Source organism: Komagataeibacter swingsii (assembly GCF_003207895.1).
GTDB lineage: Bacteria > Pseudomonadota > Alphaproteobacteria > Acetobacterales > Acetobacteraceae > Komagataeibacter > Komagataeibacter swingsii.
The window spans coordinates 40602-57554 of sequence record NZ_NKUB01000017.1; the positions used below are offsets into that span (position 1 = coordinate 40602).

16 protein-coding genes are annotated in these 16953 nt (G+C 56.7%); 15 read left to right on the forward strand and 1 reads right to left on the reverse strand.

The annotated features are described in order from the left end of the window. The first annotated feature begins 18 nt into the window (after positions 1–18). From CFR76_RS12380 to CFR76_RS12440, 13 genes are all read left to right on the forward strand, one after another. The gene (locus tag CFR76_RS12380; RefSeq protein WP_110557314.1) at positions 19–633 is read left to right on the forward strand and encodes a nitrogen fixation protein NifQ; all 615 of its coding nucleotides are present in this window, start codon (positions 19–21) and stop codon (positions 631–633) included. A 194-nt stretch (positions 634–827) separates the two neighbouring features. Next, complete coding sequence (locus CFR76_RS12385) at positions 828–1148, forward strand: HesB/IscA family protein (RefSeq protein WP_110557330.1); 321 nt, start codon at positions 828–830, stop codon at positions 1146–1148. A gap of 44 nt (positions 1149–1192) precedes the next feature. Then, positions 1193–2122, forward strand: a complete 930-nt coding sequence (gene nifU, locus CFR76_RS12390) for a Fe-S cluster assembly protein NifU (protein ID WP_110557315.1) — start codon at positions 1193–1195, stop codon at positions 2120–2122. A gap of 13 nt (positions 2123–2135) precedes the next feature. Then, on the forward strand, positions 2136–3338 hold the full coding sequence (nifS, locus tag CFR76_RS12395; protein WP_110557316.1) for a cysteine desulfurase NifS: 1203 nt from the start codon (positions 2136–2138) through the stop codon (positions 3336–3338). A gap of 39 nt (positions 3339–3377) precedes the next feature. Then, positions 3378–4517 (forward strand): homocitrate synthase, encoded by a 1140-nt coding sequence (nifV, locus tag CFR76_RS12400; protein ID WP_110557317.1) that lies wholly within the window; start codon positions 3378–3380, stop codon positions 4515–4517. A 46-nt stretch (positions 4518–4563) separates the two neighbouring features. Continuing rightward, the gene (gene nifW, locus CFR76_RS12405) at positions 4564–4896 is read left to right on the forward strand and encodes a nitrogenase stabilizing/protective protein NifW (protein WP_110557318.1); all 333 of its coding nucleotides are present in this window, start codon (positions 4564–4566) and stop codon (positions 4894–4896) included. A 135-nt stretch (positions 4897–5031) separates the two neighbouring features. Beyond that, positions 5032–5886 carry an electron transfer flavoprotein subunit beta/FixA family protein gene (locus tag CFR76_RS12410; RefSeq protein WP_110557319.1) on the forward strand — a complete coding sequence of 285 codons (855 nt, stop codon included), beginning with the start codon at positions 5032–5034 and terminating at the stop codon, positions 5884–5886. 13 nt (positions 5887–5899) lie between these two features. Next, the gene (locus tag CFR76_RS12415; RefSeq protein ID WP_110557320.1) at positions 5900–6994 is read left to right on the forward strand and encodes an electron transfer flavoprotein subunit alpha/FixB family protein; all 1095 of its coding nucleotides are present in this window, start codon (positions 5900–5902) and stop codon (positions 6992–6994) included. A 10-nt stretch (positions 6995–7004) separates the two neighbouring features. Next, positions 7005–8315 carry an FAD-dependent oxidoreductase gene (locus CFR76_RS12420; RefSeq protein ID WP_110557321.1) on the forward strand — a complete coding sequence of 437 codons (1311 nt, stop codon included), beginning with the start codon at positions 7005–7007 and terminating at the stop codon, positions 8313–8315. Further along, positions 8312–8599 carry a ferredoxin family protein gene (locus CFR76_RS12425; RefSeq protein WP_110557322.1) on the forward strand — a complete coding sequence of 96 codons (288 nt, stop codon included), beginning with the start codon at positions 8312–8314 and terminating at the stop codon, positions 8597–8599. The genes CFR76_RS12420 and CFR76_RS12425 overlap by 4 nt, the downstream gene beginning before the upstream one ends. 4 nt (positions 8600–8603) lie before the next feature. After that, a complete protein-coding gene (gene modD / locus CFR76_RS12430) occupies positions 8604–9461 on the forward strand; it encodes a ModD protein (protein ID WP_110557323.1) in 858 nt (285 codons plus the stop codon). Between the two features lie 58 nt (positions 9462–9519). Then, the gene (locus CFR76_RS12435) at positions 9520–9723 is read left to right on the forward strand and encodes a TOBE domain-containing protein (protein ID WP_110557324.1); all 204 of its coding nucleotides are present in this window, start codon (positions 9520–9522) and stop codon (positions 9721–9723) included. A gap of 267 nt (positions 9724–9990) precedes the next feature. Next, a complete protein-coding gene (locus CFR76_RS12440) occupies positions 9991–12159 on the forward strand; it encodes an EAL domain-containing protein (RefSeq protein ID WP_110557325.1) in 2169 nt (722 codons plus the stop codon). A gap of 135 nt (positions 12160–12294) precedes the next feature. Here CFR76_RS12440 and CFR76_RS17770 read toward each other — a convergent pair whose 3' ends face one another. Next, positions 12295–12570, reverse strand: a complete 276-nt coding sequence (locus CFR76_RS17770; RefSeq protein WP_146222675.1) for a hypothetical protein — start codon at positions 12568–12570, stop codon at positions 12295–12297. Between the two features lie 939 nt (positions 12571–13509). On the opposite strand from CFR76_RS17770, the gene CFR76_RS18105 reads away from it, so the two are divergent. Further along, positions 13510–13797 (forward strand): hypothetical protein, encoded by a 288-nt coding sequence (locus tag CFR76_RS18105; protein WP_167402129.1) that lies wholly within the window; start codon positions 13510–13512, stop codon positions 13795–13797. A 959-nt stretch (positions 13798–14756) separates the two neighbouring features. Further along, a partial coding sequence (locus tag CFR76_RS12445; protein ID WP_208623992.1) for a beta strand repeat-containing protein occupies positions 14757–16953 on the forward strand: 2197 nt, incomplete at its 3' end.

Sequence of the window (16953 nt, forward strand, 5' to 3'; positions counted from 1 at the left end):
AGAAAGGATGAGAAAGCGATGCAGGCCACGGAAATCTACGGCTGGCTGATGGCCGGAAGCGCGGGGGGGGAATGCGACCAGTTTGACGCGCACGTGGTTGCATCCATCCTGGCTGTTTCCCTGTTTCAGGCGCACGAACGGAAATGCCTGCTGTCGCAAATGACCGGATTGGGCGGGCAGGAGATGCTGGCGCTGGTCAGCAGGATACTGCCGGGCACGACGGAACGTTTCAGCCGGTTGGCTGGCATGCCCGTGCCGGAAGTGGGCGAGACCGAGGACACGCTGCGTGACCTGCTGCGGCGCGGCTGTACGGATAATGCGGACTGGGGGAATGCCCTCGTGTCACTGATCGCCCGGCGGGCAATGGAGCCAAACCATCTGTGGCAGGATCTGGGACTGCGCCATCGGCGTGAACTGTCATGGTTGCTGGAACGTCATTTCGAACCGCTGGCGCGGCGCAATACTGCGGATATGAAGTGGAAGAAGTTTTTCTTCCGCATGATATGCCGGGATGAAGGATACCGTCTGTGTTCCACGCCCGTCTGTGATGAATGTGATGATTTTGATGCCTGTTTTGGTGACGAGGACGGAGAGAGCCTGCTGGCGCGGATCGCGGCGAACCGCATGGGCTGATATCATTATTGTAAAGTAATAATATATCCAATCCCGGCCCTGGCCGGGATTTTTTTGCGCCCCACACGTCGGGAACCCGACAAAGTTGCAAAACGGACAGGTTTGCGGAAAGCTTTGGCCATATCTGCCGGCATTTCCTTGGCATGCGCCTTGCTTCCCTTCCAATGCATCATCCAGGGAAAGGGGAGTTTGCGATGATCCAGCTTACGCCAAGTGCGTGCGAGGCCGTCCGTTCCGCGATTGCCGGAGCCGCTGCCACCGCCGAGGGAATTCGCATCATGGTAGAGGCCGGTGGCTGTTCCGGCTTCAAATACATGATGGGCCTGGTTTCGGCACCCGAACCATCCGACGTGATTGTGGAAGTGGACGGCGTAAAGGTTTTCGTCGATGCCCAGAGCATGCCGCACCTGCAGGGAACAACGGTCGATTTTGTGGTTACTCTGGAGCAGTCCGGTTTCTCATTCGACAATCCGAACGCGGCGTCAAAATGTTCGTGTGGAAAATCCTTCAGCTAAGACGCGCGCCAGGTGGTTTCATCCGGTAGCGGGAGGCAGGGCCTATGTGGGAATATTCTGAAAAAGTCCAGGATTACTTCTTCAATCCTAAAAATGCGGGAATGCTGGAAGATGCCAGCGGCATTGGAGAGGTCGGCGCGATAGCCTGTGGCGATGCGCTGAAACTCATGATCAAGGTGGACCCGGAAGACGAGCGGATCACCGATGCGCGGTTCCAGACATTCGGATGCGGTTCGGCGATTGCGTCGTCTTCTGCCCTGACCGAGATCATTATCGGCAAGACGCTCGATGAAGCCCTGAAAATCACCAATCAGGACATTGCTGATTTTCTGGGCGGGTTGCCGCCGGAAAAAATGCACTGTTCGGTAATGGGCTATGAAGCCCTTCGTGCGGCAGTGGCGAATTACCGTGGTGAGGTCTGGGAAGACGATCACGAGGAAGGCGCGTTGCTATGCAAATGTTTCGGTGTCGATGAAGGGATGATCGAACGCGCCGTCCGGAATAACGCCCTGACGACCATGGAACAGGTTGCCTATTTCACCAAGGCGACAGGCAGTTGCGGTACATGCGTCGAAGGCGTGGAAACCGTGCTTGAGCGGACCAATGCGGCAATGGTGGCCGAAGGTCTGCTTGATCCGGCCCTGGCTTTTGTCGCTGGTGGGGCGCCGGTCGTTCCCGCCCATAAGCAGCGCAGGTCACCCATCGCGCCGCCGCAGCCATCCAGTTCCAGAATGACGACCGTCCAGAAGATCCGGGCCATTGAGGAAGTACTGGAGGAACTGCGACCTGCCCTGCGCAATGACGGGGGGGATTGCGAACTGGTCGATGTCGAGGAAAACCGCGTGATGGTCCGCATGAGCGGGGCCTGTGTCAACTGCCAGTTGGCTGCCGTCACGGTACAGGGAATTCAGGGGCGTCTGGCTGAACGGCTGGGCATGCCGGTACGTGTCATTCCGGTTACGGCCGGACAGTAAGGGAGTATGGGCGATGAAGGCGGTTTATCTGGATAACAATGCAACGACCCGTGTCGATCCGGCGGCTGTTGCCGCGATGCTTCCATTCTTCACGGAACAGTTCGGCAACGCGTCGTCAATGCACGCCTTTGGATCGGATGTCGGCGCCGCGCTGCGGAAGGGGCGGCAGCAGCTCCAGGCATTGCTGGGCGCGGCGTTCGACCATGAGATTGTCTTTACCGGCGGGGGGACGGAATCCGACAATACCGCTATCCTTTCCGCATTGGAGACGCAGGGCGGCCGTAACGAAATTGTCACGACCGCTGTCGAACATCCCGCCGTTCTTGCCCTGTGTGCATGGCTGGAGAAGTCCCGGGGCACCAGGGTGCATTATATCGGCGTTGATGCGCGCGGCCGGCTGGATATCGAGGCATACCGTCATGCCCTGTCGCCACGTACCGCCATTGCGTCCGTCATGTGGGCCAATAACGAGACGGGCACGCTTTTCCCCGTAGCGATGCTTGCTGAACTCGCGCATGAGGCCGGTGCCCTGTTCCATACCGACGCGGTACAGGCGGTCGGCAAGATTCCCATGAACCTGAAGGACACGGCGATCGACATGCTGTCGCTTTCAGGACACAAGTTTCACGGCCCCAAAGGGATCGGAGCACTCTATGTGCGCCGGGGCGTACGACTGCGGCCGCTGATCCGCGGTGGCCATCAGGAACGGGGCCGACGCGCCGGAACCGAGAATGCGCCCGGTATCATCGGCCTCGGCGTCGCCGCGGAACTGGCCAAAGAGCATATCGAGGAAGAAAATACCCGTGTGCGCGCGCTGCGTGACAGGCTGGAACAGGGGCTTTTGCAGCGTATCGGCAATGCCTTCGTTGCGGGCGACACGGAAAATCGTCTGCCCAATACCTCGAATGTCGCGTTTGAGTTCATCGAAGGCGAGGCGATCCTGCTTTTGCTGAACAAGGCGGGCATCGCCGCGTCATCAGGATCAGCCTGCACGTCCGGATCACTCGAACCGTCCCATGTGCTCAGGGCGATGAACGTGCCGTACACAGCGGCACATGGGGCGATCCGCTTTTCCTTCTCTCGCGAAAACACGGATGCTGACGTGGATCATGTGCTGGAAGTCATGCCGGCGATCATCGCCAGGTTGCGGGAAATGTCGCCGTTCTGGGACGGGAAGAACGCCGTACAGTCCGGTTTTGCACCCACTTACGCCTGATTTTCACCCTTGCGCGCAGCCCGGCTGGAAGGTCATGGTATGCAGGATTGTAATCGACTGATCGTGAATGATACGACCCTCAGGGATGGCGAACAGGCACCTGGCGTCGCGTTTACGACCCCTGAAAAACTCGAAATCGCCCGTGCCCTGGACAGGGCGGGCGTAGACGACATCGAGGCCGGCATACCGGCGATGGGTGAACAGGAAATCGCCGCGATCAGGGCGATTGCCGACGCGGTGCGGCACGCGCGTGTAATCCCCTGGTGCCGTATGCGGCATGACGACATTCTGGCAGCTCGGCAGACCGGGCTGGGAACCATTCATCTGTCGGTTTCCACCTCGGTGCGGCAGATCATGGCTAAATATCGTATGTCATCCGGGCAGGTGCTCAGGATGGTTGCTGATGTGGTGTCGCGTGCGCGGGATTGTGGCCTTGCCGTTTCCGTTGGCGGAGAGGATGCCAGTCGGGCCGATATCACCTTCCTGCATGATCTGGTCGGTATTGTGCAGGCGGCAGGGGCGTTCCGGTTCCGTTATGCTGATACGCTGGGCGTCATGGACCCGTTCAGCGTTCATGACGCCATGAAACGGTTACGGGATATTTTTCACCTGCAACTTGAATTCCACGGCCATGACGATCTCGGACTGGCTACAGCCAACACGCTCGCGGCTATCCGTGCCGGCGTGGACAGTGCAAGCGTGACCGTCCTGGGGCTGGGGGAGCGGGCGGGCAATGCCGCGCTGGAAGAAGTGGTGACAGGCGCGCAGCGGATCGGCGGGCATCAGAGCAACGTCAGGCCCACACACCTGCCAGGCCTGGCGGCACTGGTGGCGCGTGCCGCCACCCGGGAAATCCCGGTGGACAAGGCCATCGTGGGGCAGGCCGTGTTCCAGCATGAATCAGGCATACATGTATCCGGGCTGCTACGTGACAGGGAAACGTACGAAGAACTGGATCCATTGCAGTTCGGGCGGCGGCGCGAAATCGTTCTGGGAAAGCATTCCGGCCGCGCCGCCATGCGCCATGCGCTCGAAACCCTTGGACTTGAGGCGGATGAGCCGCTGGTCGCCACCATCCTGGTGTCCGTGCGCGCGCGTGCGGCGCAAGGCAAACGGACCGTTACGCTTGGTGAAGTGGCGGAGATGCATGCCGCCATGACGACCTGCGGCCAGGCATAGCAATGATACGGCACCATACCAGTTTAACAGGGCAGGGAATGGAAACATGGAAATACTTGACGAACTGCGTGGCCTTTCATCCGCGGAAGATTTTTTCCGTCTGCTGGATGTAGATTATGAACCACGGGTACTGAATGTCGCGAGGCTGCATATCCTGCGACGTATGGGCAGCTATCTCGACGCGGGCAACCTTGGGGATGTCGCCGATAATGAAACCTGTCGCGCGCTATGCCGCGCGCAGCTCCAGCGCGCCTACGAGGATTTCACCTGCTCGACGCCCATTACGGAACGGGTATTCAAGGTGCATCGTGATGCCGTCCGTCCTGCAGGTAATTTTGTCAGCCTGTCGGAATTGACACAAAGCCGGGAACAAACCTGACGTAACCCTGTCGGTCGTGCCTATTCGACTGATACCCTTAATAAAATAGCCCTGTTTCTGCAGATGCGCCTGTTGGCACGTTTTTTGCGGCCTGATCGTGCAGGAAGTGCGGAGCACGCCAGGGGAGCCGTGGCAATGCAAATATTTGTCTGTATCAAACAGGTTCCGGACAGCGGTCAGATCCGCGTTCATCCTGTCACCAACACCATCATGCGGCAGGGGGTGCCGACCATCATCAACCCCTATGACCTGTTCGGCCTGGAGCAGGCGCTTCGTCTGCGCGACCGGTTTGGCGGCGAAGTGACGGTAATGACCATGGGGCCGCCGATGGCCGTGGATAGCCTGCGTAAGGCCCTTACATTCGGGGCGGACCGGGGCGTACTGCTGACTGACCGGGTTTTCGCGGGGTCGGATACCCTGGCTACGAGTTACGCCCTGTCATACCTCATCCGCAAGGCGGGCGAGACGTGGGGGGCGCCTGACATCGTATTCTGTGGCAAGCAGACCATTGATGGTGATACCGCACAGGTCGGGCCGGGTATCGCCCGCCGGCTGGGCCTGTCACAGCTGACTTATGTATCGGGCATTGATGACATGGATCTGACGGACCGGCAGATCCTCGTGCGCCGACGTGGGGATCATGGCGTGCAGGTCCTGCGCTCCCGGCTGCCCGTCATGGTGACCATGATGGAAGGATCAAACGAAATCCGCCGTGGAACGCAGGCAGATGCGTTGCGGGCGGCCCGTGCCGAAATCGTGCAGTGGAACGCCGCGACGGTGGGGATATCCGACACGTCCCTGTGTGGGCTGCGCGGTTCCCCCACGGTCGTCAAGAAGGTGTTTGCTCCGACCGCCCGCGATGAAAAGGCCGAAATGATTTCTACCGAAGGGATATCGCCTTCTGGCATGGCCGAGGCCCTGGTTGACCAGATTTTCAGCCGCCAGCCTGGACTTCGCGATGACCTGTTCCGGCAGGCGGCCGGACATTGAAGGAGAGACAGGCATGAATACGAAATCTTCACGGCCAGCGGGCGGTGGGCGCGCCAGCATGAAGCGGGAACTGCCCGAACGTTTCCGTTCCTATCGACATGTATGGGTGTTTATCGAGTTCGAGCATGGCAGGATTCATCCCGTCTCGCTGGAATTGCTGGGGGAAGGGCGCAAGCTGGCGGACCAGTTGCATGTAGACCTTGCCGCTGTCATCGTGGGAAGCGGTCGCGCGGCGCTGCATGAAGTTGCCGCGACCACCTTCAGCTATGGCGCGGATGTTGCCTATATAGCCGATGATCCCGTGCTGGCCGACTATCGCAACGAGCCTTATACGCGGGTGATTACATCCCTGGTGGAGACGTACCAACCGGAAATCATGCTGCTGGGTGCCACGGTTCTGGGGCGTGACCTGGCCGGTGCGGTGGCGACCACGCTTAAAACAGGCCTGACGGCTGACTGTACCGAACTGGCCATTGACGGCGAACGCTCGCTGGCCGCCACGCGACCGACCTTTGGTGGGTCACTTCTGTGTACGATCCACACCCTGAACTACCGTCCGCAGATGGCTACGGTAAGGCCGCGCGTGATGGCCATGCCCACCGCGCAGGAAAGGCAGAGTGGACGGATTGTGGAATTCCCGGTCGATCTCAGGGAAGAGGACATGATCACCAAGGTGCTCGATTTCCTTCCTGATACCGCAAATGAAGCCGCACAGCTTGCCTTTGCCGATATCGTGGTTGCCGGTGGCCTGGGGCTGCGTACCAGTGAGAACATGCAGCTTGTTCGGGATCTGGCCCAGGTGCTGGGTGGGGACTGGGGTGGTTCACGCCCCCTGGTGCAGAAAGGGTGGATCCCCGCGGAGCGCCAGATCGGCCAGACCGGAAAGACCATTCGGCCGCGTCTTTATATCGCGGCGGGCATTTCCGGGGCGATCCAGCATCGTGTCGGCGTGGAAGGCGCGGACCTGATCGTTGCGATCAATACCGATCCACAGGCCCCGATTTTTGATTTCGCGGATATTGGCATCACAACTGACGCTATCACTCTGTTGCCGACCCTGACACGGGTATTCCGGCAGCGCCTGGCCGTCAATCGTATGGCGGGGTGAGGAAAGATCCATGACACACGAACATTTTGACGCGATCGTCGTCGGCGCCGGGCCATCGGGCAATGCCGCAGCCTACACCATGGCGCAGCGCGGGCTTAAGGTTCTCCAGATTGAACGTGGGGAATATGCAGGTTCCAAGAACGTGCAGGGCGCGATCCTGTATTCCGATGCACTGGAAAGGATAATTCCGGACTTTCGCGAGGAAGCACCACTGGAGCGCCATGTAATCGAACAGCGGATATGGATGATGGATGACAGCGGTCATACCGGCATGCATCATCGAAGTGATGACTATAATGAGCAAAAGCCAAACCGCTATACAATCATCCGCGCCCAGTTTGATAAATGGTTTAACCGCTGTGTTCGTGAAATCGGGGTGACCGTTCTGTGCGAGACAACGGTTACCGGCCTGATCGCGGATGAACACCGCCGTATCATTGGTGTTCAGACTGATCGCGACGGGGATGGCATATTTGCCGATGTCGTGGTCCTGGCGGAAGGCGTGAATGGTCTGATCGGGCAACGCTCCGGCCTGCGCAAGGAACTCCGACCGGAAGATGTCGCATTGGCGGTGAAGGAAATGCATTTCCTGCCACAGGATGTGATTGACGCGCGTTTCAACCTCAGGGGGGAAGAAGGCGTAGTGATCGAGGCCATGGGCACGGTTACGGATGGTATGATCGGCACGGCCTTCCTGTACACCAACCGGGAATCCATTTCGGTGGGGGTAGGGTGCCTGGTTAGCGAGTTTGCCAAAAGCGGTGAGGCCACACCGCACGGCATCCTTGACCGTTTCAAGGCGCATCCCAGTGTCCGGGCATTGCTTGAGGGCGCCGAGATCAAGGAATATGCCGCGCATCTGATCCCTGAAGGCGGCTATAGAGCGGTTCCCGATCTGGTCGGCGATGGATGGATTGTCGTGGGGGATGCGGGCCACTTTGTGAACGCCGTGCATCGCGAGGGATCGAATCTGGCAATGACGACGGGTCGTATTGCTGGAGAGACCATTGCAAACGTGCTGGGATCGTGTCTGGCCTGCACCCGCGATAACCTGCAGGCTTACGTAACGCAGTTGCAGGAAACCTTCGTAATGAAGGATATGAAGAAATACAAAAACGTGCCGCGAATGCTTGAGCATGGTGGCCACAATATAATGGATATCTATCCGCGGTTACTGAACCGTTCGGCCCAGACATGGTTCCGCGTGGACGGCAGGGACAAGAAATCCAAGGAGAGCGAGATCTTGCGCAGTGCACGGCAGGCCAGAGGCCTGACTGGCCTGCTGGGTGATGCATTCAGACTTGCGAGGGCATGGCGATGAGCGATGAACGGGTTGAAAACCGCCTATTTCAGAACAGGTACGTAGTGGATGTGGGGCGTCCGCATATTCGGGTGCGCCCCCATGAGGTGCCATCGCGCGAACTGGTCGCCATGACGCGGGTTTGCCCCGCAGGCTGCTATAGCCAGAACGAACAGGGGCAGGTTGAGATTACCGCCGATGGCTGCATGGAATGCGGCACCTGTCGTGTTGTTTGTGCCAAAACTGGTGATATCGAATGGAATTATCCACGAGGCGGCTATGGCGTCCTGTTCAAGTTCGGATGAATGCATGGTTCCGCTGGCCAATACGCTGCTTGATACGCTCATGGCCGAAGATGCGCCGTTTGGCGACCTGACGACACGCGCATTGGGTATCGGGCAGCGTATGGGGGTCATGACATTTACGGCACGGCATGAACAGGTGGTCTGTTGCACGGAGGATGTCGCTGCCCTTTTGACGCGCCTGGGTCTGGACACGGAAACGGTGACAGGAAGTGGCATCCGCGTTGCGCCGGGCCAGGTGCTTCTGCGCGCGCGGGGGATGGCGGGCGCGCTGCATTTGGGATGGAAGGTCTCTCAGACATTGCTTGAATGGGCAGGGGGTATCGCGACGGAGACGCACGATATCGTCATGGCCGCACGTCATGTGGATGGGGCATCAACCCCCGAAGTGGCCGTGGCCTGTTCGCGTAAGACCCCGCCCCTGACGCGGGCCATCGCGATGCGTGCCGTCCTGGCGGGTGGCGGGATAATGCACCGTACCGGCCTTTCGGATACCATTCTTGTTTTTGCGGAACATCTTGCCTTCATGGACCCGGGCAGGGGCATGAACGATGTTGTATTGCGATTGCGGAAGAACGCACCTGAGCGGCGGATTGCCATTGAGGTCAGCGATGTCGCGACCGCAACGGCCGCAGCCCGTGCCGGAGCGGAAGCATTGCAACTGGAAAAGCTGTCGCCTGATGAGGTAAGGCGACTATGTGTTGATCTCGCCGCGGCAAAGCTATCGCCAAATATTATTGTTGCAGGTGGAATTAATTCCATTAATGTTGATCAATATGTAAAGGCAGGCGCCCATGTTATTGTGACATCTGCCCCTTATTCAGCAAAGCCACGAGACGTTCAGGTTGGCATCAGTGCTGTATGAATACATCTTTTTTTGTAAGTTGAACCGTAAGTTATACTGAATGAAAGGGAGAAAACCGATGAAGATAAGCGCACGCAACCAGATTCCTGGGAAAATAATCGAAATTATCAAAGGGGCTACGACCTCCCACGTCCTGATTGATATCGGGGGTAAGGTTATTACCGCGTCGATTACAAATGAATCAGTTGCCGAAATGAACCTCCAGGCAGGGGAGCCGGCTATCGCCATTATCAAGGCTTCAGATGTTATTGTCGGAGCATAATTTATTATCTGTTTTTATTTTATATGACAGTTTCTTTTCGGTAGGGAATTTTATTTCCATGGTTGTTATCGGCCTGTCTGCCGGGTATTCCGGGAAATCCCTGCTTCCCGCGATCACTTTCATGTAAAATAAGATACTGGTCAGTATTTTATGAAATATTGAAGAAAAGGCCAAAATTCTTCGAAATTGAAAATATGAACAAGGATAAAAGTCGTGAGTAACGAAATTTTTCCTGTAACAGAAGAAAACGTAAATTCCGATATTTGCATGGATATGCTGAAACAGGCGCGGGATGGCGTGATCATTATAGATGACCGGAACCGCATCGTTTTTTTTAACGCGGCCGCAGAAAAGTTGTGGGGTTACAGTGCGGCCGAAGTCATGGGGAATAATGTAAAATGTCTTGTTCCCACGGAATACAGGCATGACCATGACGCCTACATAGCACAGAACCGGACGACCGGCATAAACCGGATTGTTGGCACATCGCGCGAAATAACCTTTGAAAGTAAAAATGGAGATTACGTTTCCGCCGAGATGTCCATCTCGACGGCCCTGGTCGGGGCGGCGGGGCAACGCTACTATATGGCCTTCGTGAAGGGGGTTACGGAAGAAAGTCACCGTAAGAAACTTCTGGATCTTCAGAACACGGTATTTCGCTCCCTGTCGGGCGATATGCTTATACAGGATGTCGCCGATCTGGTCTGTAAGGGGGTGGAGGGGTTCGTGCCCAATTCCGTCGCCGTGCTCATGCTTGTCACGTCGACCCAGAATCTGCAGATTCTTTCTGGTACCGGCCTTCCGCGTCGTTTTGGCATGGCGCTGGAAAACATGACTCTGACCGATGCTGACATCATGGCGCTTGCCAGGGATCTTGATGAAGCTGATTCCGTGGTGTGGGAGAGTTATCGTTCGCTGGGCATCTCGCTTGGGTTGCATGATTGCTGGGCTTCGGCAATCAAGGCATCCAATGGCAGAATATTGGGTATCCTAGCCCTGTATTCGCGTAATCAGCACAAGGCCGCGGACTGGCCACGGAAGATCGTATGTGGCGCGGTACCCTTCTGTGGTGTCGTGATCGAGCAGTACGAGGCCCGCCAGCATATTTCCCAGTTGGCTAATTATGATCCGTTGACCGGTTTCCTGAACCGCTCTTCCCTGCATAAAATCCTTAAATCCATGATCAGCCAGCCCGGCGATAACCAATTTGCGGTACTGCTGCTCGATCTTGACCGCTTTCGTGATATCAATGATGCGCTGGGCCATCTTCAGGGTGATATTTTCCTGAAGATACTTGCAGGTCGGCTGAAGAAATTGTGCCGTAGCAACTATATTCTCAGTCGTTCGGGTGGGGATGACTTCGTTATTGTCATACCCAATGCCACCGCAGACATGGCGATTGAATTTACCAAAAACATTATTGAGGCCATGCAGCGCCCGCTGGAAGTGGCGGGCAATCACCTGTCAGCATCTTTCAGTATCGGAATCGCGATTTTCCCGGATAATGGACCCGATGGGGAATCCATGATCAGCCATGCCGAAATCGCCATGCGTCAGGCCAAAAAGGAAGCCCGGGGCGGCTATCGGCTGGTCAGTATGACTGATAGCAGGGCGGCAGAAGACCGATTGGTGCTGGGGAGCGCATTGCGAGAGTCCCTGTCCAGAGGAATGCTTCAACTTCATTACCAACCCCAGATTGAAGCCCGCACGGGCGAGATATACGGCGTGGAAGCCCTCGCGCGGTGGAATCACCCCACCCTTGGCAATATTTTTCCGTCCCGCTTCATTGCCGTGGCCGAAGAAACCGGACAGATCGAGGCTATTGGGAGCTGGTCGCTGGAAGAGGCCTGCCGCCAGCTTACCCAGTGGGACCGGGACGGGGTCCGGATACCCGTTGTGTCGGTCAATCTGTCGGCCGGGCATTTCAATAACAGGGGCCTGGCGTCCTTCATCGGCGGGGTGTTGCAGAAATACGGGCTTTCACCTGATCGACTGACGGTTGAGATAACCGAAAGCGTGATGATGGACGAAAGTGAGGAGACGATGAAAGTACTTTCGTCCGTGCGACAGATAGGTGTCGGGCTATCCATGGATGATTTTGGTACCGGTTTTTCCAGTCTTTCCCGTCTTACACGCCTGCCCCTGACAGAAATCAAGATTGACCGCAGTTTTATCATGAACCTTGAATCTGATTCGAATGCCCAGGCGGTTACCACTGCTGTAATTGGCATTGGCAACCGCCTGGGCATGACAGTGGTAACCGAAGGGGTGGAAACGGAAGCTCAGTATGACCTGCTGGAAAGTTTGAACTGCGATGTATTGCAGGGTTATTTATTTGCCAGACCCATGTCAGCTGTCGAATTGGGAGGATGGATGCATCAGCCACGCCAGCTTATGTCGGCAATGATTAATCAACATGACCAGAGAATTATGTGACAAAAACATCCGATATCTTGATCCTGTTGAAATTTTCGATGTGGATCCGGTGTGCCAGGATATGGGCGGCAGTAAATGGTAACAGGTCATTTCACCGGCATCGCTGGCCAGTCTGAGGCCACGACCATCGCTGCGTCAGTTCCCGGACAGGACTGTTGGGCGTGGATCTTCGGGACCAAACGCCTGAATACGCCGCAAATGCGCAGGCAGTAACCATCTGCAATAAATACTTGCAACCGTTTGCATAAACGTATAATGAAGGATGTCAAGGTTCAGACGCAGTGCCGGTTGTTGCAAGGCCTGTATTGCGATGAGATTCAGGAGTGTTTCATTAGAAAATCTATATTTTCCATTGATATGGCAATATAGGCACGCAAGCAGGATACATAATTTTTCAAAATCTGTTGCCATGAACCTGAGCCGGGGCGCGCAGCCCCTAATGGTGGCAGTGGTGCAGGCAATAATGCAACAATAATTGTCGAGGGGACGGTCGTCGAAAATTCACAGGGATATGCCAAGCGCGGTATGTGGAGCGCCACGACCAGTAATTATGCCAAGACTGGAATAGTATGTATGCCGGTGCCTTTAATTTTGGTTCTGGTGCTACGGTAACCATATCATAAACGGGGCGGAACCTGACCAATGGCGCGTCAGGGGCGGGCATCATCAACCTGGCTGGTGATAGCCATATCGTAAATAACGCAGAAAAAATCTGGCTCGACAATCTGGGCGGGCAGAAATCGGTAGCGTTGCAACCTGGCTTCAGAGTGGCCGTGAACCGGGATATGCGGAGAATGGCTCCAATTGCATCGATAATGACACAACCGGCATGCCTTCGGCCTGACCCTGCCGACTACGCTTGAAACGTTTGAATCAGGCTGTAATGACTTTGAAGTCGCTGGTGTCCCGCTCTCGCGCGATGGCGCGGTAATTGATGTTGGCCTGAATGCAGAAGTCAGCCATCGGGTCGATGTCAGACTTTACCTATGTCGGGCAGTATGGCAATCGTTTGGCTGGCGGCGATATTCATGGGCGCTTCCGCTGGGAATTCTAGGTCCCGGGGTCTACTGATCTGCCGAATCGGGTGCACCCCTGCGTTTCACATGCATATATTGTCCTTTGATTCATGGCGTGCCGCGCGTGGATGGTTGCCGCGTGTTCAGCGGAATTGGGGATGTGGTCTGTCACGGATTAGTGGAAAGATGCTCTGGTCGCGTATTGTCCGCATGGAATCTTATATACTGGTTCATTTTCTGGAGTTTCCGAGTGTTTTCGACCGAATCCTTGCTGCAGTTCTTACTAAGAGACTATTTGAAATAACTCATTGATAAAAATAATAAAAGTTTTTAGGTGCCGCCTTTTTTCAAAAAGGCGGCGTTCTTTCGAAGCTTTTGCAAAAAGCTTCACCAAAAAATTCTTTTAATTTTAAAGCGCTATCATGAGCTGACTTTTCAAGCAGTCTCTAAAGGGGAAAACGGACTTCCGGTATATCTGCCAGATAAGCCGGAGAACGTATCGGAGGGTGCGGAAAAGACGGTGATGCATCGATACCGTTCGATCCTGGCAACCGTTGGGCAATGGTTATGGTTTTCCATCAATAACACCCGGTTACCAGGATCTGGAGCATTTTTCCCATGATATCCTGTCGGTTGAATGGCAATGTGCGGTGGAATCAGGATCAATCGACCGCTTGACCATTCTTCACAAATAGATGTATATTATGAGAGACAATTTTTTCGATTTAATTATCTCAAAACTTTACAAATACAACTAAAGTGGGGAAATAATTCCTAATGGCGGCTGGATGTTTCGCGTGGCGCAGGGGTGGAACCGCAACCGGGTTGCGTATGTGGTTGCTTTCCGCAACCTGCCTGGCCATTATGGTCCCGTATAAATCTTATGCAGATTGCAGTGGAACTACCGGGGTAGTCACCTGCACCGGCACCACCTCGACCATAATTGGTACGGGGCAATCTGATACGATTAGCAGCCTTACCATTGGTTCGACAGCGCAGGTCAATACATCCGGCACCGCAATCAGCATGGGTTCCGGTACATCTTCAGGCAGTAACACTATTGATATTGCTGGTTCCGTGACGGGTGCGGGCCAGGGCAACGGACCATATGGAAATGGGCCGAATGTTGTTGAATTCGGGGGGGATACCAACGTAACTGTCAGTTCGACTGGCAGCATTATCCAGTCTGGTGGCGCAAGTAATGGTGAAGCGATCAATCCAACTGGCGGTAACAATATCATAACCAACTATGGTCTTATAGAAACATCTACCAGTTCAGCGATGTGGTTTCAAGGAACTGATGCCACTACCGACAGTATTCCAAATGTAATAGACAATTATGGGACAATCACGGCAGGGAATTCTATTGTTATAGGGAATTCAAGTAGCAGTACTATTTATTTCACCAATGAATCGGGCGCTACGGTTAACGGTAACATTACCCTTGGATCATCCGGCAACCTGAAGAATATTGTTACCTTTTATGAAGGGTCTACGGTCAACGGAAGTGTTTCTGGTGGTGGCAGCGCAGCGACCCTGAACCTGACGGGTGATAATGGAACGGATGCCCTGACGGATGAGGTGAGCGGGTTCGGTACCCTCAACAAGGATGGGACGGGGGAGTGGGTCGTCGGGACGGAAAAAGCGCCGTTGACATCGCTCAGCCCCACCCTCGCCGTCAATGTGAATGACGGTACGCTGGTCCTGGCCGGCGATACCAGCGTGACGCAGGCGACGGTCAAAATCAATTCTGGCGGCACGCTGCAACTGGGGCAGGGTGGTACCACCGGATGGATTGATGGCATCACCTACGATAATGGTACGCTTGCCTTTGACCGATCGGATACGAATACCTTCGCCAGTGACATTGCCAATAATACGAGCCTGGACCCCGCAGGCAAAGGCGGTGTCGTGCAGGAGGGTACTGGCACGACGATCCTGACCGGCACCAATACCTATAGTGGCGGTACGGTCATTACTGCCGGAACGCTTCAGATCGGGGATGGCGGTACCAGCGGGTCGATTACCGGCAATGTCACCAACGACAGCAATCTGGTCTTTGACCGTTCCGACGCCACCACGTTTGCCGGGGATATTTCCGGCAGCGGGAATGTCAGCCAGATTGGCGCTGGCGCCGCAACGCTGAGCGGCGTCATTTCCGGTACACAAAGCCTGACCCAGGCGGGAACCGGCTCTACGATCCTGACAAATGCCGATACCTATTCCGGAACGACCACGATCTCCCAGGGCAGCCTGCAACTGGGCGATGGACAGACCAGTGGCACGATCGCGAATACAGCCGCCATTGTTGATAACGGCAACCTCACAGTCGATAATCCGGCCGCCACGACCTTGTCACAGGTCATTTCCGGCACAGGTAGCCTGACCCAGAGCGGTAGCGGCACAACGACGCTGACGTCAGTCGATACCTATTCAGGCGCCACCACGATCCAGAACGGCACGCTGGCGCTTGACGGGGCCGGCAGCATCGCGGCCTCAGACGGTGTGCATGACAACGGTACGTTCGATGTGTCCGGTGTCAGCGCTTCCGGAACGACCGTGAATGCACTGGATGGAAGTGGCGCGCTCGTGCTGGGTGACAAAAACCTGACTATTGCAGATGGTAATACTACCTTCGGTAACGTCTTCAGCGGCCAGGCCAGTGGCACGGGAGGTAGCCTGACCATTGCGAGCGGCACCGAAACGCTGTCGGGCGCCAATAGCTATACCGGTGGCACCACGGTGGATTCCGGAGCCGGACTGGACCTTACCGGGTCAGTGGGGCAGGGAACGGTCAGCAACGCCGGGACACTCGATGTGGCTGGCGGCACGGTCGGGGGGGATATCTCCAATACCGGCACCGCCACCCTGACAAATGGCATCGTTACGGGTGCGCTCGACAACGGGGCAGGTGCCACGGCCACTGCGACGGGTGGAACAATTGGTAGTGTCGTAAACGAAGGCGCCCTGACACTGGGAGCGGGCAACACCGTTTCCGGCAATGTGACGAATGGCTCAAGCGGCACGCTGACACTGGATGGTGATACCGTTGATGGCACGGTCGCCGATAACGGCACGCTGGCCGTCACGGCCAATGGTGGCACGGCAGGCTCCCTGTCGGGCAGTGGCGCGGGCACGCTGGCCGGCGGCCTGACCCTGACCAGTGCGGCCGATACCTATGCCGGCGCGCTTTCGGGCACGAGCGGCCTGACGGTTGCAGGCGGCACGGAAACCCTGTCGGGTGCCAATACCTATACAGGCGGCACGACGGTTGCCTCGGGCGCCGGGCTGGACCTGTCGGGCAGCGTTGCGGGCAACGTGTCGGATAACGGCACGACCACGCTGGATGGCGGCACGGTTGGTGGCACGATCGCCGATAACGGCACGCTGGCCGTCACGGCCAATGGCGGCACGGCAGGCTCCCTGTCGGGCAGTGGCGCGGGCACGCTGGCCGGCGGCCTGACCCTGACCAGTGCGGCCGATACCTATGCCGGCGCGCTTTCGGGCACGGGCGGCCTGACGGTTGCTGGCGGCACGGAAACCCTGTCGGGTGCCAATATCTATACAGGCGGCACGACGGTTGCCTCGGGCGCCGGGCTGGACCTGTCGGGCAGCGTTGCGGGCAACGTGGCGGATAACGGCACGACCACGCTGGATGGCGGCACGGTTGGTGGCACGATCGCCGATAACGGCACGCTGGCCGTCACGGCCAATGGCGGCACGGCAGGCTCCCTGTCGGGCAGTGGCGCGGGCACGCTGGCCGGCGGCCTGACCCTGA